This window comes from Flavobacterium lacus, from assembly GCF_003268815.1.
Classification (GTDB): Bacteria; Bacteroidota; Bacteroidia; order Flavobacteriales; family Flavobacteriaceae; genus Flavobacterium; species Flavobacterium lacus.
The window spans coordinates 17,886-39,769 of sequence record NZ_QLSV01000005.1 but is presented as its reverse complement, the minus strand read 5'-3'; the positions used below and the strand labels follow the sequence as shown (position 1 = coordinate 39,769).

Here is a 21,884-nt window from a genome sequence, read left to right as displayed (position 1 = left end):
TCGTATTTTTATCCGCCCATTGTAGATCTACCATTTAGAATTTTAAGATTATTATTGAAGTTATTCATTTATAAGTTATTTTCTTAATGGAAAAAATCAAAATTCTTATTGTAGAAGACGAGATGATTATTGGTGCTAATATTGCACTTCAATTGTCAAGTCTTGGGTATGATGTAATTGGAATCATTCCCAGAGCAGAAGAAGTTTTGCCGAAAATCCGTGAAAATACACCGGATATTTTACTCCTTGACATTTATCTCAAGGGTGATTTGGATGGAATCGAATTGGCTCACATCATCCAAAAAGAATTCAAAATTCCGATTATTTATTTAACTGCGAATGCGGATGATACTCATTTTAATAGAGCAAAAACAACAAATCCGTACGCTTTTATCTCCAAACCTTTCAAAAAATTAGATTTACAACACGCCATTGAATTGACGATTCTTCGCATTCAAGAAGAAAAAAAAGTAGAAGTTAATGAGTTAGATACTTTTGTGATGAGTGATTCGATTTTTGTTCGAAGCCACGATAAAATGATAAAAATTAACATCAACGACATTCTCTATATTGAAGCCGAACGCAATTACTGCAAAATCCATTGCAAAGAAAAAGAACACCTTATTGTCAGTACGTTAAAAGATTTAGAAGAAAAGTTGAATGTCAAAAACCTGATGCGTATTCATCGCTCTTTTATCATAAATATGCATCACATCGACGAAATTGCCACCAGTCATTTGGTGATTGCCAAAAAAGCCATTCCCGTAAGTCCTGAATTAAAAAAACAACTATTACTTCACATACAAAAAGTATAAATTTATCTGATGACTATGAAATTAAAACTACTAATTTTTCTGTTGTTCCCTTTTATTATTCATAGTCAACAAGCCACTTTGGCAGAATTAGAACGGAAACTAAATTCAGAAAAAAATCAAACCAAAAAATTTGAAATCATTTCCGAAATGGTCAACATTGCTTTTGGAAATGATATGAAACAAGCATTGGAATTAGCCAAAAAAGGTGTCCAACTTGCCGATCAAGTAAACGATAAAAACTGGCAACCTAAATTTTATGAAATGGAAGGCAGAATGCACGCCAACTTACTTCAGCTAGATTCTGCTAATCTATTTTTTGATAAGGCAATGAAAGGATATAAAGCCATTGAAAATAGAAGAGGACAAGCATCGACTTCGTTTAAAATGGCTTGGGTTTTAAAGAAAAAGGGTGAATATGAAAAAGCGATGCAAAAGAATATTTACGCTTTAAAATTAATGGAAAGCATTGATGATAAAGCCGGAATTTGTGATGCAATGACCCGAATTTCGTGGGATTTAACCAAGCAAAACCGATTGAATGAAGCCTTGGATTATGCTGAAAAAGCAATCGAAATGGCAGAAAAAAATAACTTGACTTCTGAATTCTTTTACGTTTATAGTAATGCCGGAGACGTTGCCATTGCGATGGAAAAAAATCAAGTATCATTAGACTATTTTAATAAAGCAGCCGCTATCGTTAAAGAACAAAATTTAGGATTGACCAGCTTGGTTGATATTGGCAACAGCCAAGGAAATGCACTCAAAAAATTAGGAAGATATGATGAAGCGATTCGTTTTTATACCAATAGTTTGCGAATGGCAAAAGAATCCAACTACCATAACGGAATCACCACGGTGACTGCCAATTTAGGGGAAATAAATCTGTTAAAAGGAAATTACAAAGAAGCTCTTCCCTATCAACTGGAAACCGTTCGATTGCAGGAAACGAATAATGACATTGCAAATCTAATTGAAAATTATCACCATGTTAGTACAATTTACCGGAAGCTAAACGACTTTGAATCTGCATTATCATACAAACAAAAAGCTTATGATTTAAGAGATAGCATCGGTTCGATTGAAAGTGATGCAAAAATGTCGGAACTGCTAACGAAATACGAAACTGAGAAAAAAGAGGAAACCATCGCTTTTCAGGAAGCTAAAATAGCCCAACAAAAGTTAGTTCAATATTTGGGAATTGTTGTTGTTGCTTTGCTTTTAGGGTTATTGATTTTTGCCTTGATCAGCTATCGAAACCGAAGCAAAAGCAATCGTTTGTTAGCTCAAAAAAATGCGGAAAACGAATTATTGATGAAAGAAATTCACCACCGTGTGAAAAATAATTTGGAAATTGTATCGAGTTTACTTGCTTTACAATCGGCTCAAATTGATGATTTAAAAACGAAAGAAGCGATGACAGAAGGACAAAATAGAGTGAATTCAATTAGCATCGTTCATCAAAAACTCTATCAAGGAACAAATTTAGGTTCTATCGAAATGAAAGATTATTTTTTAAACCTCAGTCAAAGTATTCTCGACAGTTTTGGTGCAGAACAAAAAGTAAAATTGAATTTAGCGATGGAAAAACTCGATTTAGACATTGACACAGCTGTTCCTTTAGGGTTGATAATCAATGAATTACTAACGAACACTATCAAGTATGCTTTCCCTGAAGGCGATAAAGGAACAATTACCATTAAATTAGAAAAGCAAAATGACCAACATCTTCATTTGGTTGTCACCGATAATGGCATCGGAAAATCCGGAATTACGCACGGAACCGGTTTCGGAACTCAGCTAGTTTCCCTCCTCACCCAACAATTAAACGGAACTATGAAAGAAGAATCAGAAAATGGAACAACCCATATTTTTGATTTTAAATTGCGAAAAGCGGCTTAATCATCACACTTCACATTGACATATTGACCAATAGGCACATTTCGATAAGTAAAACCCCTTCTTCGGACACTATTCCAGCCAATTCGTCCTAAACCTATTTCATTTTCAGTTAATTACATTTTACTTAGTACCGGATTTACATCCAATTCAACTAATCTTAAAATTAATTAAACATGAAAAAATTACTCTTTTTAGTACTGCTATTACCAGTAATAGCTATGGCACAAGTTGCAGAACGTCAAATTTTAACAATGTCTGAATTAACGATCAAGCAAGGTCATAATGAACAATTCAAGGCAGGTGTAAAAATGTATAAAGAATGTTATGAAAAAAACAAAGGCACCGAATCGTGGAACCTTTGGTCAAGAATACAAGGAGAAGGAACCGTTTATGCTTTAACAGGGTTAGTTAAAAACTGGGCAGAGTTAGACAAAGACGATGAAGCCGGCAAAGCGTGTAGAGATATTGTTATCAATATGATCATGCCTCACATTGAAAAAAGTGTATATCATTTGGCTTCTACTATGCCGGAAATGAGCACCAAAAAAGTAACTCCGGATCGCACCGTGGTGTGGGTAACGTACTTTAGAGTAAAAAACTCAACCGTTTTTAATGCAACCCTTAAAGAAGTTCATAACACACTAAAAGCTGTTGAAGGAGATATTAGAGGTTCATGGTACTCATTTATGGGCGGTGCCGAAGATGCACCTGATTATATGGTGACAACTTCGTATAAAGATTTAGCAGAAATGGATATCGAAAAAGATGGGGTTTGGAAAATCATGGAAAATAAACATGGCGTAAAAAAAGCCGAACAAGTGCGAAATGATTTTAGAGGTGCTATAGATGACTCATGGGGATATACCTACATACTTAATAAAGAAATGAGCAAATAAAATAATTCAATTAAACCTTATAAATTCAATGTACGCGTTCACTGTTGCTAAATCGAATAAAAATAATTTATTGATACGTGAACTAGAACAAATCATCTTAAAAATAATATAATCATGAAAAAAATAGCAATTGTAGTTATCGGTTTAGTTGTTTTGGCATCCTGTCAAGAAAAGCAACGGTACACCCAACAATCTCCGGAAATTGATTCGTTTAAAAAATCAATCGAAGCCTATGAAAAAGCAGATTGGGCAACAATGAAATCATTTTATGCGGACACGGCAAAAATTGAACACAATGTCACCAAAGACAAAGCAGTTAGCATAGATAAATTAATCGAAGTAAGTAAAGAAGACACGAAACTTTTTTCGAATATAGATTTTATTGACTCCGAATCAGAATATGAAATGGTAGTTACCGATAACGGCGAAACGTGGGTTAATTTTTGGGGTGATTGGAAGGGCACATTAAAAGCTACTGGTGAAGAATACATCTTGCCTTGTGCCATCACTGCTCAGTTTGTAAACGGTAAAATTGTTCGCGAAGTAGGCTTTTGGAATAACACTAAAATTGCCATGGACATGCAAAAACTTTCTGCCGCCACAACCGCGGTTGACAGTACAACCACAAAATAATTATTAATTCAAAACCTGTAAAGAACTCAAAAGCTTTGCAGGTTTCTTTAAAAAATGAAGAAATGAAAAAAGTAGGCATCATTGGTGGTTCCGGATTTATAGGAAGCTTTATCACCAAGCAATTTTTAGACAATGGTTTCGAAGTTAAAGTTTCTGCAACGGATATTTCAAAAGAAGAAAAATACCAACATTTGATGAATTTGAAAAATGCCCATCATCTGTACATCGAAGAACTCAATGTGGAAGACAAAGCACAACTCAAAGAATTTGTTAGTGAATGTGATATCGTTATTCACAGCGGAACACCTTTCCAACTGACCATTACCGACCCCGAAAAAGAACTCTTCACCCCTACCATCAAAGGCACAGAAAACTTTTTGAAAGTCATCAAGGAAACGCCAAGTGTGAAAAAAGTGGTTCTTCTTGCATCCGTTGCGGCTTGGAATACCAATTTTCCAATGCCGGCAGAGGGTAAAAGTTTTACGGATACGTTTGATGAAAACGACAAACGGTTCACTAGCGAAATGAGTCACCCATATAGTCAAGCGAAATTCATCGCCAATCAAGTGGTGGAAGAATTTATAAAAGATAATCCTAACCTTTCGTTCGAAATTAGTTCTGTTTCACCCGTGATGGTGATGGGAAAATCGATGTCGAACAGAGAAGATTCTACTTCGACCGGCATGCAATTTTTAATCAAAAATAAAATCGCTCCCGATGAATTTGTTCAATCTTTATTTGACAATGATGTGCCTTTTGCCATTGTAGATGTGAAAGACGTGGCACTGGCAACCTTTAAAGCAGCAACGACAAATAATTTACACGGTAAAGATTACCTGTTAACCAGCGAAACATACAAAGTATCAGATGTGCACGAAATGTTGAACGACAGAAAACCTAAATCATCAGCGGAGATAATTTACAAAAATGATTTGGCGAAAAAGGATTTGAATATGTCTTTCAGACCGGTTTTGGAAACTTTAACACAATAAAATTTCAATTTGAAACGATAAAAGAAATAACATAATTGTTAAAGTTCATAGCAATGATTCAGTACAACGCAATTAAAAATTAATAATTCAAAAAACTTTTATAAAATGAAAAAATCAATGATACTAATCGCTTTAGTACTTTTAAATATAACATTTGCTCAAAAAAGTACGGTTGGAAACGATATCAAAATGTATGAACAAGTTTGGGATAACATTGTCAATAAAGATCAAATTGATTTAATAAAGGACAAAAATTTTGATTCAAATATTACGCTTATTTCGCAACCCGAAAACATTGTAGGAATTGAGGCTTTTAAATCTTTTTACCAAAATTATATCTCCGGATTTTCTGAAAAAAAGTTTACGATTGTTGAAATTTTAAGTCAAGGGAATAAAATTGTAAAACAGTGGAATTTTAAAGGGAAACACACCGGAACTTTCTTCGGAATTCCCCCCACCGGAAAGTCAGTTGATTTATCCGGTGTTACTATTGCTGTAATGAAAAACGGTAAAATTGCTCAGGAACAAGATTTTATGGATAGTTTGGTTTTTCTGCAGCAATTAGGTTTAGTGTCTGATCCAAATAATACTACAATCGTAGATAATTTATACAAAGCATTCGCTAAAGGTGATATTCCAACCGCATTGAGTTATATGGATACCGAGATTGTTTGGAACGAAGCAGAGGGAAATAAATATGCCGATGGCAATCCATACATTGGACCTGATGCTGTTTTGAATGGTGTTTTCGGCCGTGTGGTTGGTGAGCACGACTTCTTTAGTTTGGATGGAATTGAACTGCACGAAATGTCAAACAACAAAGTATTAGCAACGTTACGGTACAAAGGGAAATACAAAAATGGAAAAGAATACAATGCTCAGGTAGCCCATTTTTGGACGTTGAAAGACGGAAAAATAAGCTGTTTTCAGCAGTATGTTGATACAAAAAAGTTGAATGATGCACTCAATAAATAAAACACATATCTTTATGTCATTCAATAGTTTAATTTTTACATCATGAAAAACACGAATTTCTTTTTAATTGTAATAATAGTTTTGCTGACAAGCTGCACTCAAAAACAAAAATCAAACGACGAGTCAGCTTCAAAATCACGCTACTTTGATTATTCCAATAGCGAGGACCAACTGACAGGCGGTATCAAAATGATTGCAATTAACACGCCGAAAGGCACTTTTAACGTTTGGACTAAACGAGTTGGCAATAACCCTAAAATGCGAGTGCTATTATTACATGGCGGACCTGGTGGAACTCACGAAGCTTTTGCTGCTTTTGATGGCTATTTGCCAAACGAAGAGATTGAATACATTTATTATGATCAATTGGATTCGTATTACAGCGATAAACCCAATGATTCAACGCTTTGGACAACCGAACGTTTTGTAGAAGAAGTAGAACAAGTGCGAAAAGCGTTGAACCTCACCAAAGATAATTTCTATCTGTTAGGACACTCTTGGGGTGGAATTTTAGCTATGGAATATGCCTTAAAATACCAAGACAATTTAAAAGGGTTAATCATCTCCAATATGATGATGAGTGCACCCGAATATGGCAAATACGCCAATGAAGTGCTTGGTCCAAAATTAAAACCGGAAATTTTAAAAGAAATCAAAGACTTAGAAGCACAGCATGACTTTAATAATCCTCGGTATAGTGAGTTGTTGATGAATCATTACTACACGGAGCATATTCTACGGATGCCACTTGAAAAATGGCCGGAACCGATAAACCGAATGTTCAAACATCTAAATCCTAACATTTATGTTTACATGCAAGGTCACAGCGAATTTGGGATGACAGGAAATGCCACTTTAAAAAATTGGGATGTAACCATTCGACTTAAAACAATCAAAACGCCCACCTTAGTCATTGCCGGAACACATGACACAATGGACCCCAAACACATGGAATGGGTGGCCAATGAAGTGCAAAACGGACGATTATTGCTTTGTCCAAATGGTAGCCATTGTGCATTTTACGATGATCCAAATACGTATTTTAATGGATTAATTACGTTTATTAAAGACGTCAATACCGGTGGTTTTAAATGACCTGCAATAGATTTAAAATGCGAAACAAATTCTGTTATTCTTGAGAACGACTCAACCAACCCAACAAAACGAACGCGAAACCTTTATGGATGCTCTTCGTGGATTTGCTATACTTGGTATTTTTATTGCTAATCTGGCTAGCTTTAGTTTTTATAATGGCAATGCTAAAGTAGTGAGTCCCTATATGGTGGATGGTTGGGATTATACCATGCGGTTTTTACATTACATGTTTATAGAAGGGAAATTCTACTCCATTTTTAGCTTATTGTTTGGTTGGGGAATTGCGCTACAATTCAAACGCGGTGTTGCAAAAGGCATTGACGCTTTTCCAATTGTAAGAAGGCGACTTTTTATCATGCTTCTACTAGGTGCATTGCATCTATTGATTTGGGTAGGTGATATAGTTTTCTTTTATGCATTACTTGGGTTTATGATGTTGCCATTGCGTAAGTTGTCGAATAAAACTTTATTGATTACGGGGGTGTTACTGATCCTCTCGCCAATTGCATTGTACGGATTAAAAATGAATTTTCCCATTCTCAATTTTCCTGCTGAAAAGCTATTCGAAACCCAAAGACACATCGATACGCTTTTTTATGATAAAATGAATCAAGAAAAATTCATGACAGTCATGCACGAAGGTTCTTGGTTGGATCAGCTTAAACTTAACATCGCTGCATTTTTCAGTCGCTTCGGCTATTTGTTCTATGTCAGCAGAATTTCAAAAGTGCTGGGGATGTTTCTAATTGGATATGTAATCGGCCGTTCCGATTTTTATAAAAACCTGCAAGAACATAAAAGAGCCGTTTACGCAATTATTGCACTCGGTTTAATCGTTGGACTCACGTTTAATTATTTCTTGGCTTCCTATATGTCATCAGACAAAAGCGGCGAATATTATGGCTTACAACGCAGCGGATGGTACCTAACTATCTTTTACGCTTTAGGGGTTGTTCCATTAGCGTTATCCTATGTAGGGCTAATGATGTTAGGTTTTCAAACCAAACCGGGTAAAAGACTTTTACTAGTAGTTGCACCGGTTGGCAAAATGGCCTTTACAAACTATATCACGCATTCACTTATTGGTAATTTTGTTTTTCTTGGTGCCGGATTAGACATGATGGGACAAGTTGGGCCGGTTTATTTCACTTTATTCGGAATCACTGTTTTTATTTTTCAAATCATTTTCAGTACCATTTGGCTCAAGTTTTTTCAATACGGACCGATTGAATGGTTTTGGCGATCGTTAACGTATAAAAAGAAACAACCTTTTCGCATAATCCAAAATACTACTCCTTCTGCTTAGGTTGTAAAAAGGTTTATTCAATTCGAACAATTTTACGATTAATGTATAGTATAACTCCAATATCAACTACAAAAACGGACTTGAAAAATTCAAAGAAATAGTGTAATTTTACAACATTACTTTGAACTTATACCATGAACGAAAATCATTCAGACGACCAATACGGAAGAGCTAGAGTACAAGATTCCGACGAATTGAAAGCGTACTACAAAGAATTAGAAAACCTAGGAGCCGGTGCTTTATGGACCGTAGCCAACGATATTGAACCCTGGGAACCTCGCTCCTCTTCTATTCCAATGCTGTGGAAATATGATGCTTTACGCGAATTAGTTTTAAAATCTTCCGAACTCGTTACTCCGGAACAAGCCGGACGTCGTGTGGTGTATTTGGTGAATGACAAACGAAAAGATGTGGCTGCTGCGGTAGGCTGGTTATATACAGGTATTCAGGTGACTCGTCCGGGCGAATTTACTTCTGCCCATCGTCACCGTGCTTCTGCCCTTCGTTTTATTATGGAAGGTGAAAAAGGATACACTGTAGTAGATGGGAATAAAATCATGCTGGAAGTCAACGATTTTGTGATTACACCCAATTCTACTTGGCATGAACATGGTGTGGAAGAAGGTGGAAAGACCTGTATTTGGCAGGACGGACTCGATATTCCGCTAGTCAATGCCTTAGAAGCCAATGATTATGCGGTTTTAGACGGTAAGCAAGAAATAGTAGCTCCATTGAATTACTCGCCCATTACCTATGGTTGTGCCGGATTAATTCCAGCGGATCAAACCTGGGACAAACCCTATTCTCCGCTATTCAAATATTCATGGTCAAAAGTATATCCCGCTTTGTTGGAAGCTCAAAAAGTGAGCGAAGTCAATCCTATTGAAGGAATTTTTATGAATTATACCAATCCGCTCAACGGTGGTCACGTTATGCAAACGATGGGTGCGTCAATTCAATTATTGCCTGCCGGTTTTAAGGGGAAAGCACACAAACATACCGGATCTTTTGTGTACCAATGTGCCAAAGGAAAAGGCTACTCAATCATTAACGGCCAACGTTTTGACTGGGCTGCAAGAGATATTTTCTGTGTTCCGTCTTGGGCTTGGCACGAACATCACAATCTTTCGGATACGGAAGATGCGTGTTTGTTTGCTTTTAACGATTTACCGGTGATGGAGAAACTGGGATTATATCAAGAGAAAATTTATATAGAAAATAATGGTTTTCAAAATTATAACTAAAATAACTTAAATGATAAGATTAAATATATCGCTGCTGTTTTTATTTGTTTCAAGTTTATTATTTTCTCAAAAATTAGCCTTTGATCAAGGAAAAATCAATCAAAAGAAGTACTACGAAGAAATCAGTTTCGAATTGGTTAATGATAAAATCATTCTTCCTGTCGTCATCAATAATAAAACGTTTAAGTTTTTATTAGATACTGGTGCACCAAACGTAATTTCAAAAACAGTTTTAGCGGAAATTAATGTCCAAAACAGTAGAAAAATTAACGTTTCAGATGCAAACAATCAAAGCGATGAAATGGAAATGGTTACCATCGAATCAATGAAACTAGGTAATCTTACATTTGATAACAATGCGGCTTTGGTGAGTGATTTGGATAACCATTTTATATTAAAATGTTTTAAAATGGACGGTTTTATTGGGAGTAATTTATTGCGTAATTCTGTGATTAAAATCAGTTTAAAGGATAAAAAAATTATCATTACCGATCATATTAAAAACCTTCAAACAAAAGCGAAGCCTTCTAAATTGAAACTAATTAGTGAACAAAAATCACCTTACGTTAAAATTTATTTTTCAAATAGTAATAAAGATAGAGTGTCCGAAGAAGTGCTAATCGACACTGGTATGGACGGTTTTTATGAAATGTCTAACCGAGCGTATTCTATTTTTTCTAACGAGAATATTCTTGAAGAAATGGCAAGAAGTACGGGTTCCAGTAGTATTGGATTATTTGGAGCCGCTCCTGAAAAGGAACAAATTCTACTCAAAGCTCCTTTTTTAAAACTAAATGAAACCACATTTGAAAACTTGATTACAAACACAACCGATGATAATAATTCCAGAATTGGATTAGATGTATTAAAACACGGCGATATAATAATCGACTTTAAAAAGAAGAAGTTCTATTTTGAAGCGGTTGAAAATGTCGTTTGGGATAAAAAACCGCCTGTTTACAGTGCTACAATTATTGATAATAAATATGCAGTCGGATTTGTTTGGGATGCTACTTTTAGAGATAAACTAAGTTATGGAGACGAAATTATCCGAGTAGATTCATTTGTACTGAAAGAAATGGAATTTTGTGATATTGTCAAAATCAAAAACTTCAGAAAAGATAATCAATCCTATGAATTGGAAGTTAAATCTAAAGATAATGTAACTACTCAAATTGTAAAAATTGAACAATAAGTCTTAACTTCAACTTAAAACCTTAGTACCTTAGCACCTTAGCACCTTCACACATGAAACTACTCACCTACAAAACAAAAAACACCGCACCTCGCCTAGGATTTCTACACAACAACCTAATCATCGACATGGAAGATTTTGGCGAAATATCCAATTTTCCGCTGCCAATTGATATGTTAGATTTAATCGATCTAGGATTTGAAATCATTGAAGAAATTACCGAAATGGTCAACGAAACACGTGAAATCGACTTTGAACAAATTGGCTATACGGTTGAAGAAGTGGAAATCCTGGCTCCGATTCAACGTCCGCGAAAAAACATCATCGGAATCGGATTAAATTATACCGAACACGTCGCAGAAAGTGCACGAACATTGGATACGACCGGAAAATTACCACAAAAACCCATCATTTTTTCCAAACCGCCTACAACTGTTACCGGTCCAAATACAGCTATTTTATTAAACCGAAAACTCACCCAACAATTAGATTGGGAAGTAGAATTGGCTGTTATCATCGGAAAAAAAGGAAAATATGTTCCAAAAGCGGATGCCTTGGATTATGTATTCGGTTATACCGTGATTAATGATATTTCTGCCCGTGATTGCCGTCGTGAAGGTCAATGGATTGTATCCAAAGGCCAAGACACCTTCGCTCCAATGGGTCCTTATTTGGTCACGAAAGATGAAATTCCAAATCCACACAATGTGAATTTATCTTTGAAAGTAAACGGAATTGAAAAGCAAAATTCTAATACTCAATTTTTACTTTTTAATATTAATGATTTGATTGAAGATTTAAGTACGGTTTTCACACTTGAACCAGGCGACATCATCGCAACGGGAACGCCGGCCGGCGTTGGTGCCGGTCGTAATCCACAAGAATGGATGTGGGATGGCGATGTGGTGGAAGCCACTGTGGAGGGAATTGGAACGATAATTAATACAGTGAAAGAAATATAAAAACAGTAAGAACACAGATTTTAGAAATTAGAATAATTTTAAAAATTTCTTAGATTTCTTAAATCTGTGTTCAAAAAAAATACAAGATGAAATACAGAATAGGCCAAATCGTCCCCTCCTCCAACATTACCATGGAAACTGAAATCCCAGCTATTTTTAGAGCTCGGGAAACCATTTTACCGGAACGATTCACGTTTCATTCCAGCCGAATGCGAATGAAAAAAGTCACCAAAGAAGAACTCGAAGCCATGGATGGCATGAGTCTCAAATGTGCACAAGAACTGTCGGATGCTCAGGTAGATGTAATGGGCTATGCCTGTTTGGTAGCCATCATGAGCATGGGTCGCGGGTATCATTGTGTATCGGAAGTGAATTTGCATCAAGAAACCGTGGCGAACGACTTCCCTACTCCTATTGTGACCTCTGCCGGTGCTTTAATCAATGGATTGAAAGTGCTGGGAGCCAAACAAATATCGATTATTACACCGTATATGCGTCCGCTAACGGATATGGTGGTGGATTATATTGAACACCAAGGCATTAAAGTAAAAGAAAGCATTGCGTTGGAAATTCCGGATAACTTAGAAGTTGCTGCTCAAAATCCAATGAATTTGTTAGAAATTTATAAGCAATTGGATTTGACTGATGTCGATGTCTTGGTTGTTTCTGCTTGTGTGCAAATGCCATCATTAGAAGCCATTGATTTGATTCAAGCCGAATGCGGTATTCCCGTGACTTCTGCGGCAGTTTGTACAACGTATGAAATGATGAAAAAGTTAGGCATTCCGGCAAAATCAAGTATAGGTGGGGAATTGTTGAGTGGGAAATATTAATTCACTGCAGCTTTACTCATAACCGATTAACAAACAAACGGGATTTAAAATTTTTTAAATCCCGTTTGTTTTTAAAAAAAGTAAATGTGTTTTTTTACATCATTTAGTTCCTGTTTGAAATTTATCCTGTGTTTTTTAACCCGCTCGAGATGGCATTAATCAAACTAAGTAACTTGGTTAAAATCCTTTCCTTTTCTATACTGTTTTCTTCTTTAATGCTACGCCACTCTTTTAAATAGGTTAAATGTAATTGATGTAAAGTGATCAATTTGTCATTTCGCCAATTTAAATTATCATATTGTCCGTTTCTTCTAAGAGAGGCAGGTTCATCAAAAAGCGCTTCAATCATCTTGAAACCATTTTCATGGTCGTTAAGAATTTTATCCATGAATAATTTTCGCTCTTCCACCTTTTCGTCTAAAGTTGCATAATAGTGCATCATCTCATGATTTGAAAGGATCAGATTAGTCTCTGTTTGAATAAAGAGAAACTTTAAAAACTTCCAATGCGGAATGGATTCCTTTAACTGTTCATATTCTTTTGGTCTTTCTGTTTTTAGTGCCTTTAATGCTTCCCCAAGACCATACCAACCGGTTAATGAAATTCTGGAAAGGTTCCAACTGAACACCCACGGAATGGCACGCAAATCAGTAAGTGTTCTTGTTCCGGTTCTTCTGGCCGGTCGCGATCCTATCTTACTCTTTTCCAGCACATCAATACAAGTAACTTTACTATAAAAATCAATAAAACCGGGTGTTTCTATTAAACTCCGGTAATGGTCAAAAGATTTTTGCGACAAAAACTCCATGGTTTGCAGCGGATAATCAATCGGTTTTGCTTGCAGCGTAGTATTAATAGTATGTCTCGCCGTTCCGGACGACAGTGCATTCAGGTTGTATTTAGCTGTTTGTGGATTGCCAAATAATTGTGCCAAAGACTCACCTTGCACCGTAATCTTAATGGTGCCGTTTACTGTGTTTTCAGGCATACTTTCTAAAAAGCGATGATACTTGCCTCCACCTCGACTAATAGTTCCTCCGGTACCATGAAAAAAATAAATCGCTGTATGGTTTTTTCGTCCAACTTCCGAAAGCAATTGCTCGGTTTTATAGAGATTCCATTTACTCGCTATCGTTCCTCCATCTTTATTACTGTCACTGTAGCCCAACATGACTTCTTGATGAAAGGATAATTTTTCAGCTCTTTTTTTGGTAAGTGGATGTTGTAAAAACTTTTCTAAAATGACAGGTCCATTGGTCAAATCTTCTATAGTTTCTAATAAGGGAACAACTTTTATACTTGTACTTAACAATTGTGTTTCTTTCATCAGGAAATAAACCACCAGCAAATCACTTAAATTTCGAGTCATGCTAATGATAAACGAACCAATTCCGGCTAATCCATAGCGATTGATGTGTTGACGTACAACTCGGTAGCAATCTAAAACGTTGTCTGCCTCTACACCATAGGAAATGGTAACATCCGTGAGCAATGAATTAGTTGCTAACTGATTGTTTAAAAATTCAATACGTTTGTCTTCAGACCAGTTCTCAAAATCATAATCCTTTTCTCCACTGGATTGTAAAATCTGTGAAATGGCTTTATCGTGAAAAGCACTGTTTTGTCTGATATCTAATTTTGCCAAATGAAAACCAAAGCATTTTACGGTTCTTTCCATAGGAAAAAGTAAATCTTCAGCAAGTCCTTTCAATCCATTTTGCACCAACAGTTCTCTTAAAAATCTCAAATCTTCTTCTAAAACGGCACTTGATTTATAATAAGTAGTTGAATCTGCAAATTTTTCAGAAATTGTATTTTCAATTTTGAGTAAAAGTAAATTCAAATATTGTCTCCATGGTTCGTAATGGTTTCTTTGAACAGCAAAAGAACCAAGCTCGCCCAATGCTTTTGATTTTTCTTGGATAGCTTCTGTCAGCAAAAAAGGAACAGGATTAGTAAGACCCGATATTGAAAATTTCTTTACCAACTGCATCAATTCGTCTTTAATTAGTTGCAAGGCAGCTCTTCTGTGAAGCAGTAAAGTTTCCTCGGTTACAGAGGGTGTTACAAACGGATGTCCGTCCCGATCACCACCAACCCAACTACCAAAGCTAATTTTTGGAAATACATCTGGGTTTTTAATTTTGTTGGGGTTTAAACCCAATTCTATCCAAGAACTTTTAATTTGCTCGTCACTTTTATTCAAAACCAAAGGAAAAACTTTACTCAAATAATAGTGGATGTTGGCTCTTTCATCTCGAATATCCGGTTTTTCTAAATAAATTTCTCCGGTTCTCCACCATCGCTCCAAAAGATGGATGATCTTTTCCTTAATTTCATTTTGTTCTAAGCTGCTTAAAGAGGTATTTTCTCTCTGAACAAGGAGTAAATACAATTCCCTGTGAATTTCAATTACGGTTATTCTTTTAGCTTCGGTTGGATGTGCGGTTAGTACCGGAATAACCTTGGTTTTTGAAATTGCGTTAAGCATTTCTTCTTCCTTTACACCCGCATCCATCCATATTTTAAACGTCTCTGCCCAAGAACCCCTGATGGATGTTATTGTTTCATGATGTTCTAATTTCCGACGGTATTGTGTAGCCGCATTTTCTTCTACCAAAGTCATCAATTGAAAATATATACTAAAGGATTGAATTATTTTTTCACTGGAAATAACACTGCGGTCTACCGTGACTTCTTTGGAGGTTTTATTGATTAATTCAATGATCTCTTGTTCATTGATACGAGATAACATTTCTGTGTAGCAATTGATAATAAATAGTCTATCATCAGAAATTTTTTGAAAAGGGTTTTCTTTAATTTTCATTATCTTAAACGTGATTTAAAAAATAGGAACTGCATTTTAGGTTCTGAAAGGAATGTGCTTATTCCATGCTAAAGTAAATATCTATTTTAAAAGAATCGATTAAAATTACTTAAAAATAGAGCATCTATTCTATCACTTTCAAAGGTACAGAATTTAATGAATTGTAAGAAGATAAAAATAAACAAGTACTCTCTGTACCCAACTAGGCTGAAAAATAAAAACACCTAAAACAACGCTAACTGGCTCCCATCCTCTAATTCCAATAATTTTTTCTTGGCAGCTAATCCGCCGGCATAGCCTACTAACTCATGATTGCTTCCTATAATTCGATGACACGGAATAACGACAGACAAACCATTTGCACCATTGGCCGAAGCTACTGCCCGAATAGCTTTTGGATTGTTTAATTGTTTGGCTAAACCCAAATAAGTTTGCGTTTTGCCGTAGTCAATCTCTTGAAGAGCATTCCAAACGGTTTGTTGAAAATCGGTGCCAACCAACAATAATGGTAAATTAAACGTAATTCGCTTTTTTTGAAAGTAATCCGATAATTGTCGCTGGGTTTCCTCCAATAAAGAGGTGTTCCGTTCTTCATAAACAGCATTCAACCCGCTTTGAATTCGGTTATCAACTTCGCTTCGCAGCTTGCGATACCGCCAATCACACAAACACAATTGATTGTTATAATCACCCAAGATGAGTTCACCCACAGGCGAAAAATAATGAAGAATTGCGATCGTTGAAGTCAAAATGGTTGTCCCTTAAAATGATAGTCGTAAAGATAGCAAAAAATAGAATGTAGTAATGTTTTGTAGTCGTTTGAATTAAATAATGCTTACAAAATCCAAAAAAACTTTAGTACATTTGAAAATAAACAGTTGGTATGAAAAATCTGCTCTTGCTCTCGTTCGCTTTTATATGTTGCTCCTTTTTCTCGTTTGGTCAAACGCCAAAAACAGATTCGCTTTACATGCAAATGAATTATTCCAAATCGGAGCATCTCATCGCCATGCGGGACGGAATTAAATTGTATACAATCATTTACACGCCCAAAGACACCTCAAAAAAATACCCGTTTTTAATGAATCGTACGTGTTACAACGCGTCGGGAAATGACAATTATAAAGTGCGAACACCTTCACCTTTTTTAATTCAGGAAGGGTATATTTTGGTTTTTCAAGACGTTCGGGGTCGCTACATGAGCGAAGGTGTTTTTGACAACATGCGACCGAATATACCCGGAAACAATCCAAAAGACAAAAAAGCAATTGATGAAAGTTCTGATACGTGGGACACCATCGAATGGTTACTTAAAAATGTGAAACCAAACAACGGTCGTGTCGGAATGTTTGGTATTTCTTATCCCGGACATTATGCTGCGGCTGCTTTACCTGACGCACATCCGGCTTTGAAAGCAGTTTCACCGCAAGCTCCGATAGCTGATTTCTTCTTTGATGACTTTCATCATATGGGTGCTTTTTTACAAAGTTATACGGCTGCGTTCGCTGTTTTTGGGTACCACAAAACCACTCAAACCAAAGAAAATTGGTATGCGGAGGCGGCCAATCGTTTTCGTAAACAAAAAATTGCTGACGGTTACGATTTCCATTTAAAAATGGGTCCGCTGAAAAATTTTACAGAAGAATACCATTACGACAATTTCTTTTGGAATCAAATTGTCGACCATCCCAATTATGATTCCTTTTGGCAAGAGCGAAATATTTTGCCTCATTTGCGAAACGTAAAACCGGCTGTAATGACGGTTGGCGGATGGTTTGATGCAGAAGATTTATACGGTCCGTTGAATATTTACAAAAGTATTGAACGCAACAATCCAAAAACGGTAAACACATTGGTTATGGGACCGTGGGCTCATGGCGATTGGGCACGTGAACGGGGAAAATCAACCCACAATCATATCTACTTTGGCGATAGTATTGCCACTTTTTACCAAAAAGAAATCGAACGTAATTTCTTCGGAACGCACTTAAAAGACCAAACCAACAAAAAATTACCGGAAGCATATATTTTTGATACAGGCAGTAAAAAATGGGAAACCTTTGAAACGTGGCCACCAAAGGGGCTTCCCTCCTACACATTATATTTTAATTCAAAGGGAGTGTTAAGCATCAACAAACCTGCTTCTGAAAAAGAATCGTTTGAATACACAAGCGACCCAATGAAACCGGTTCCTTATACTTCGCAAACGGAAGGATTAACATTTACACCCCGACGTTTTATGAGTGACGACCAACGGCAAGCGTCTAAAAGACCCGATGTACTGACTTTTGAAAGTGAGCCACTAACCGAAGATATGGTGTTTTCAGGTGAAATAATGGCTCGTTTACAGGTAGCTATGACGGGAACGGATGCCGATTTTATTATAAAATTAATTGATGTCTATCCACAGGACCATCCCAATTATGACCATAATCCATCGAATATCATTATGGGGGGTTACCAACAATTGGTTCGCCACGAGACATTTAGAGGTCGTTTTAGAAATGGATTTGATAAACCGGAACCTTTTGTTCCGAATGAAGTGACTAAAGTAGAATTTCCGTTACAAGATATTTTGCATACGTTTAAAAAAGGGCACCGCATCATGATTCAAATTCACAGTACTTGGTTTCCTTACATTGACAGAAATCCACAGAAATATGTAGACAATATCTACAAAGCCGAAGCGGCCGATTTTATCAAATCAACCATTACAATCAGTGGAACATCCGTAATTGAAATTGGTGGGGAGAAAACATTGCTATCGGATTTAATTTTTCAAAAATAAAAGAAATAATATGCTTTATGATCATCAAAATTGTGGGTTGTAAAAACAATTTGTTCGCTTAAAAATAGCGGTAGGAAGAACTTAAACCAACCCGGTTCGCGTGCTTACTTAATTCAAAATTATAATGGATATTTTACCACGAATGCTCGAATTTTAAAAATAGGCAAACGCAATTATTTGTTCATCTTTGATGAAAATTTGAATTAAATCGAAAAATTATTCCAAAAAATTAGTGAATTGGTGGCAAAATCATTTTATAATTAAATAGCACCCAACGGGTTAAACCAGTAATTTAAACCGGATAAAATAGCAGACTAAAGCTAGCTCACCTGCTGTTGATAAAGTCATTAAAAGCGGTTTTTGCTGATGGACTATCGAACAGGGAGGTATGTCCGCCACCGTTTATTTCTATAAATTCACTTTGCTGACAAGTGGAACAACTCAATACATCTTGCTTAAAAGTTGGCCATGAATAGAGTTGAATGGGAGAATCACTGAGTCCTTGAATAAATAAAATATCTGATTTGAAACCTGCTGTGAAGTTTAATAATGACCTTTGAAAGTATGCGTTCGGATTAGTATCGGTTGTTCCATACACATTTCGTAATTTGGTACAAACAGCACTGGATTGAATTTGACTATTTTCTTCTAATTCACAGCGATAAACTAGATTTAATGGTCCCGGAGCATTTGCAATTACGCCGTTTGTTTGGTGCATTGTATTTAAACGAGTCACCAAATAGCCTCCTTGTGAGTGTCCTGCTAAAAAAATCTTATTTACAGTAATACCCAGTTCCTGACTGGCTAGGTTTTTAACCCATAACAAAGCGGCTTCTGCTTGAACGATATTGTCTCCGAAAAGGAGATTTTCTTGTGGGTAGGCAACACTGACAATCATCATGTTGGTGTTGTCCAAAATGCCCTTGAACTTATCTAGAGTTGTATTTGCAGCAGTTAGTATTGCACTATCAGTAGGCACCGTACCGTGAAATACAATTAAGACATCCGCTTCATTTAATGCTGGTTTGTATATAACAACATCAACACTAGTACCATTATAGGTAATGGTTCTGGTTTGTCTGAATGTTGTTGCCGTAATGACTTCTTTGTCCTCTCCACACGAAAAAAGAAAAAGCGAAACAAATAGCAGTAGGCTCATGATTTCATTTTTTATATCGCTGTAAGAATGCATTCGGTTAGTTTAGCTTATTATTTAAAGTAAAGTTATGTTTTTTTTTTTAATAATAGAAAAAGGAAGATAAAATCAGTGATAGAAAACTAGTTTACGGATAAACACCGATGGTCAATGCCGGAATTTTAAGAAAGGATAAGAAGTTAGCCAGACAATACCTCAAAAAAAGAGGATTATAAATTCTCTTGAATTTCAATCAAAACTAGTAACGAAATCCCTAAAGTGGGCGAACGTAGAAGCCATTCCGTTCCATAGGAGTTGCATTGGCGGCTTTGCAAGTCCACCGAAACGCTCGCTGTTTGCGGTAGTTTTTATTCTCTAACAATGATATATTTTCTCAAATCCGAACTGAGAATATCGTATAATTCTTTTTTATTTTTTTGGTCAGTTTTTGTAAAAACAAAACCAAAAAGAGGATATGTGTTAATATCTAAGGCTCTTATCAAAACAGGGTTTTCAAAATCATCAGCAAGTGCTTTATAATCAAACGCTGCAATATCAGCAGGCTCAATACCTGAATTATTATCTAAAACGATGATGCTAAAAATTTTGTTTTCGTTGCCTTCGTAAATCCTATCCCAATCGGGGTAAGTGTTTTCAAAATAGTATTTGTACGAATTAAGCCCGACTGTAATTCCCGATAAATCAGCCGTAGTACACCATCCTCCAAAACGAAGTGGGTTGATTTCGATAGGAATAATTTTGCCGTTCTTATCTATTCTCACTTCTGCATGAGCCGGAAAATTCCTTAAATGAAGTTGATTGCCAATGGTGCTTAAAAACTGCTCCAATTCAGATTTATATTGCTCGATTATTGCTTTAGAAGTCGAATATACTCTGTCGCTTGTATCTGTTCCCGATGAAAAAACGTGGTGTAAAACATTTAACAGAACCACTTCACCCTTATCGTTATGATAATAATCTACCGCGTATTCTTCACCTTGAATAAAATCCTCAAGAATAAAGTGCGAAGTATCGAGTACATTTTTTGGGAAAATACTTTTAAGATTTTCCGGCGTTATTTCCTCTTTTGCCTTAATCCAGTCATCTTCATCATTTATAATATAAACGCCAATACTTAAAAACCCGACGGATGGTTTTATGACAAATGGAAATGACAATTCCTCCGCAGGAATATTCTGAATGTTTTCAAACTTGATTTTTTGGAATTTAAATGCTGGAAACAGGGATCTAATTTGCTCTCTGAATTTTACCTTGTCTTTGAGGATATTTATTTGTTTTGACAATTCACTTTCCCCAAAGTGTTTATCTATCCAACTGAGAGCATTTTCCGAATTGGAATAGACCCGCTGAGAAGGGTTATTTTTTAGAGTCGCTATCGCCTCTTCTTCGCTAATCCAATGGATGGAAGCGTCTCGCACTAATTCTTTAGCCACTTTTGTTGCAACAACCTGATAGTGATTTTCTTTTATCGTATCGATAAGAAAATCTGAAATATAGGGTTTGTCTATGAGGTACATTTTTATTTTCTATTTATAGTTTCATCCAAATTACCGCCAACGGTTTGCAGATTGTGATTGTGGCGTTCTTCAATCACTTGCGTTTTCAAATAAAACTAAAATTTCAGTCAGCCGAGACATTTCTGATACGACCAAAACCAGCCATAATCACAAACTGCTGTTACCAGTAGTTTTTTTAGTTTGAATTGTCGTCCCAACTTTTAAGAATCCATTTTCCATTCTCTTTTTCAAAAAAATAATCTGTATCGATTCCATTATCATATCCTCTAATTTCAACATCGGACTTGTTATCTTTAGTTTTAATGTTTTGTGTATATCTGCTAGTTTCCCTTGTCAAAGCATCTTTTGGATATTCAAAGTCAAGTTTTGTATATTCATTTTTCTGAATAATCATTTCTAATTGCTCAAACGTATTATTTTGATCAACTTCCATAACCTTTAGCGGAAAATTTACACGACTTATTTGGAAGATTGAATCCTTACTAAAATAGTAAAGGAAAGTTTTGAAATCACCATCAACATTCTCAGGAATCTTAATTCCACTTATTTGTTTTCTACTTTCTGTTGTTTTTTTAACTTCTACTTTTTCAACTTCAGGTTTACATCCTAAAAAAGCTAAAACGAGAATTAGATAGAAGTATGTCTTATGTATATTCATGTCTAAAAATTACTGCTAACGTTCTCAGGCTTTGCGAGGTTGCGGACTAAACAAGCCCAAAACTTTCGATTAAACACTGAACTCAAAGATACA

The 21,884-nt window shown here is 35.9% G+C and carries 18 protein-coding genes; 13 read left to right on the top strand and 5 right to left on the bottom strand.

Translation table 11 applies throughout. The features are described 5' to 3' along the window. Nucleotides 1–86: 86 nt before the first annotated feature. The 12 genes from B0I10_RS06135 (at nt 87) to B0I10_RS06080 (ending at nt 12,845) form a co-directional block, all read left to right on the top strand. A complete protein-coding gene (locus B0I10_RS06135; protein ID WP_112085628.1) occupies nt 87–815 on the top strand; it encodes a LytR/AlgR family response regulator transcription factor in 729 nt (242 codons plus the stop codon). 15 nt (nt 816–830) lie between these two features. Then, complete coding sequence (locus B0I10_RS06130) at nt 831–2,714, top strand: tetratricopeptide repeat-containing sensor histidine kinase (protein ID WP_181456905.1); 1,884 nt, start codon at nt 831–833, stop codon at nt 2,712–2,714. 173 nt (nt 2,715–2,887) lie between these two features. Beyond that, on the top strand, nt 2,888–3,610 hold the full coding sequence (locus B0I10_RS06125; protein ID WP_112085626.1) for a hypothetical protein: 723 nt from the start codon (nt 2,888–2,890) through the stop codon (nt 3,608–3,610). A 114-nt stretch (nt 3,611–3,724) separates the two neighbouring features. After that, nucleotides 3,725–4,243: a nuclear transport factor 2 family protein gene (locus B0I10_RS06120; RefSeq protein ID WP_112085625.1), complete on the top strand. Its 519-nt coding sequence runs from the start codon at nt 3,725–3,727 to the stop codon at nt 4,241–4,243. 62 nt (nt 4,244–4,305) lie between these two features. Further along, nucleotides 4,306–5,235 (top strand): NAD-dependent epimerase/dehydratase family protein, encoded by a 930-nt coding sequence (locus B0I10_RS06115; protein WP_112085624.1) that lies wholly within the window; start codon nt 4,306–4,308, stop codon nt 5,233–5,235. Nucleotides 5,236–5,340: 105 nt separating this feature from the next. Further along, nucleotides 5,341–6,210 carry an ester cyclase gene (locus B0I10_RS15795; RefSeq protein WP_245942955.1) on the top strand — a complete coding sequence of 290 codons (870 nt, stop codon included), beginning with the start codon at nt 5,341–5,343 and terminating at the stop codon, nt 6,208–6,210. Between the two features lie 42 nt (nt 6,211–6,252). After that, nucleotides 6,253–7,305 (top strand): proline iminopeptidase-family hydrolase, encoded by a 1,053-nt coding sequence (locus B0I10_RS06105; protein ID WP_112085623.1) that lies wholly within the window; start codon nt 6,253–6,255, stop codon nt 7,303–7,305. Between the two features lie 40 nt (nt 7,306–7,345). After that, nucleotides 7,346–8,611 (top strand): DUF418 domain-containing protein, encoded by a 1,266-nt coding sequence (locus B0I10_RS06100; protein WP_112085622.1) that lies wholly within the window; start codon nt 7,346–7,348, stop codon nt 8,609–8,611. Between the two features lie 134 nt (nt 8,612–8,745). Beyond that, on the top strand, nt 8,746–9,855 hold the full coding sequence (locus B0I10_RS06095) for a cupin domain-containing protein (RefSeq protein ID WP_112085621.1): 1,110 nt from the start codon (nt 8,746–8,748) through the stop codon (nt 9,853–9,855). A 10-nt stretch (nt 9,856–9,865) separates the two neighbouring features. Further along, nucleotides 9,866–11,050: a retropepsin-like aspartic protease gene (locus B0I10_RS06090; RefSeq protein WP_112085620.1), complete on the top strand. Its 1,185-nt coding sequence runs from the start codon at nt 9,866–9,868 to the stop codon at nt 11,048–11,050. 53 nt (nt 11,051–11,103) lie between these two features. Beyond that, nucleotides 11,104–12,012, top strand: coding sequence for a fumarylacetoacetate hydrolase family protein (locus B0I10_RS06085; RefSeq protein ID WP_112085619.1), 909 nt, complete (start codon nt 11,104–11,106; stop codon nt 12,010–12,012). Nucleotides 12,013–12,098: 86 nt separating this feature from the next. Continuing rightward, nucleotides 12,099–12,845 carry a maleate cis-trans isomerase family protein gene (locus B0I10_RS06080; RefSeq protein WP_112085618.1) on the top strand — a complete coding sequence of 249 codons (747 nt, stop codon included), beginning with the start codon at nt 12,099–12,101 and terminating at the stop codon, nt 12,843–12,845. A 121-nt stretch (nt 12,846–12,966) separates the two neighbouring features. On the opposite strand, the gene B0I10_RS06075 is transcribed toward B0I10_RS06080, so the two are convergent. Then, entirely contained in the window at nt 12,967–15,672 is a 2,706-nt protein-coding gene (locus B0I10_RS06075; protein WP_112085617.1) for a phosphoenolpyruvate carboxylase, read from the bottom strand. 224 nt (nt 15,673–15,896) lie between these two features. Beyond that, nucleotides 15,897–16,421 (bottom strand): methylated-DNA--[protein]-cysteine S-methyltransferase, encoded by a 525-nt coding sequence (locus tag B0I10_RS06070; protein WP_112085616.1) that lies wholly within the window; start codon nt 16,419–16,421, stop codon nt 15,897–15,899. A 134-nt stretch (nt 16,422–16,555) separates the two neighbouring features. Here B0I10_RS06070 and B0I10_RS06065 point away from each other — a divergent pair, with 134 nt between their 5' ends. Further along, the gene (locus B0I10_RS06065) at nt 16,556–18,460 is read left to right on the top strand and encodes a CocE/NonD family hydrolase (protein WP_112085615.1); all 1,905 of its coding nucleotides are present in this window, start codon (nt 16,556–16,558) and stop codon (nt 18,458–18,460) included. Between the two features lie 325 nt (nt 18,461–18,785). On the opposite strand, the gene B0I10_RS06060 is transcribed toward B0I10_RS06065, so the two are convergent. From B0I10_RS06060 to B0I10_RS06050, 3 genes are all read right to left on the bottom strand, one after another. Beyond that, entirely contained in the window at nt 18,786–19,619 is an 834-nt protein-coding gene (locus B0I10_RS06060; protein WP_181456904.1) for an alpha/beta hydrolase family protein, read from the bottom strand. A 344-nt stretch (nt 19,620–19,963) separates the two neighbouring features. After that, on the bottom strand, nt 19,964–21,133 hold the full coding sequence (locus B0I10_RS06055) for an ATP-grasp domain-containing protein (RefSeq protein WP_112085613.1): 1,170 nt from the start codon (nt 21,131–21,133) through the stop codon (nt 19,964–19,966). Nucleotides 21,134–21,308: 175 nt separating this feature from the next. Next, nucleotides 21,309–21,791 carry a DUF4348 domain-containing protein gene (locus B0I10_RS06050; RefSeq protein ID WP_112085612.1) on the bottom strand — a complete coding sequence of 161 codons (483 nt, stop codon included), beginning with the start codon at nt 21,789–21,791 and terminating at the stop codon, nt 21,309–21,311. Nucleotides 21,792–21,884: the final 93 nt, after the last annotated feature.

What these genes read in the sequence shown, in the direction of transcription:
- B0I10_RS06135 (WP_112085628.1), top strand. Translation starts at nt 87, where the DNA reads ATGGAAAAAATCAAAATTCTTATTGTAGAAGACGAGATGATTATTGGT.
- B0I10_RS06130 (WP_181456905.1), top strand. Translation starts at nt 831, where the DNA reads ATGAAATTAAAACTACTAATTTTTCTGTTGTTCCCTTTTATTATTCAT.
- B0I10_RS06125 (WP_112085626.1), top strand. Translation starts at nt 2,888, where the DNA reads ATGAAAAAATTACTCTTTTTAGTACTGCTATTACCAGTAATAGCTATG.
- B0I10_RS06120 (WP_112085625.1), top strand. Translation starts at nt 3,725, where the DNA reads ATGAAAAAAATAGCAATTGTAGTTATCGGTTTAGTTGTTTTGGCATCC.
- B0I10_RS06115 (WP_112085624.1), top strand. Translation starts at nt 4,306, where the DNA reads ATGAAAAAAGTAGGCATCATTGGTGGTTCCGGATTTATAGGAAGCTTT.
- B0I10_RS15795 (WP_245942955.1), top strand. Translation starts at nt 5,341, where the DNA reads ATGAAAAAATCAATGATACTAATCGCTTTAGTACTTTTAAATATAACA.
- B0I10_RS06105 (WP_112085623.1), top strand. Translation starts at nt 6,253, where the DNA reads ATGAAAAACACGAATTTCTTTTTAATTGTAATAATAGTTTTGCTGACA.
- B0I10_RS06095 (WP_112085621.1), top strand. Translation starts at nt 8,746, where the DNA reads ATGAACGAAAATCATTCAGACGACCAATACGGAAGAGCTAGAGTACAA.
- B0I10_RS06090 (WP_112085620.1), top strand. Translation starts at nt 9,866, where the DNA reads ATGATAAGATTAAATATATCGCTGCTGTTTTTATTTGTTTCAAGTTTA.
- B0I10_RS06085 (WP_112085619.1), top strand. Translation starts at nt 11,104, where the DNA reads ATGAAACTACTCACCTACAAAACAAAAAACACCGCACCTCGCCTAGGA.
- B0I10_RS06080 (WP_112085618.1), top strand. Translation starts at nt 12,099, where the DNA reads ATGAAATACAGAATAGGCCAAATCGTCCCCTCCTCCAACATTACCATG.
- B0I10_RS06075 (WP_112085617.1), bottom strand. Translation starts at nt 15,672, where the DNA reads ATGAAAATTAAAGAAAACCCTTTTCAAAAAATTTCTGATGATAGACTA.
- B0I10_RS06065 (WP_112085615.1), top strand. Translation starts at nt 16,556, where the DNA reads ATGAAAAATCTGCTCTTGCTCTCGTTCGCTTTTATATGTTGCTCCTTT.
- B0I10_RS06060 (WP_181456904.1), bottom strand. Translation starts at nt 19,619, where the DNA reads ATGAGCCTACTGCTATTTGTTTCGCTTTTTCTTTTTTCGTGTGGAGAG.
- B0I10_RS06055 (WP_112085613.1), bottom strand. Translation starts at nt 21,133, where the DNA reads ATGTACCTCATAGACAAACCCTATATTTCAGATTTTCTTATCGATACG.
- B0I10_RS06050 (WP_112085612.1), bottom strand. Translation starts at nt 21,791, where the DNA reads ATGAATATACATAAGACATACTTCTATCTAATTCTCGTTTTAGCTTTT.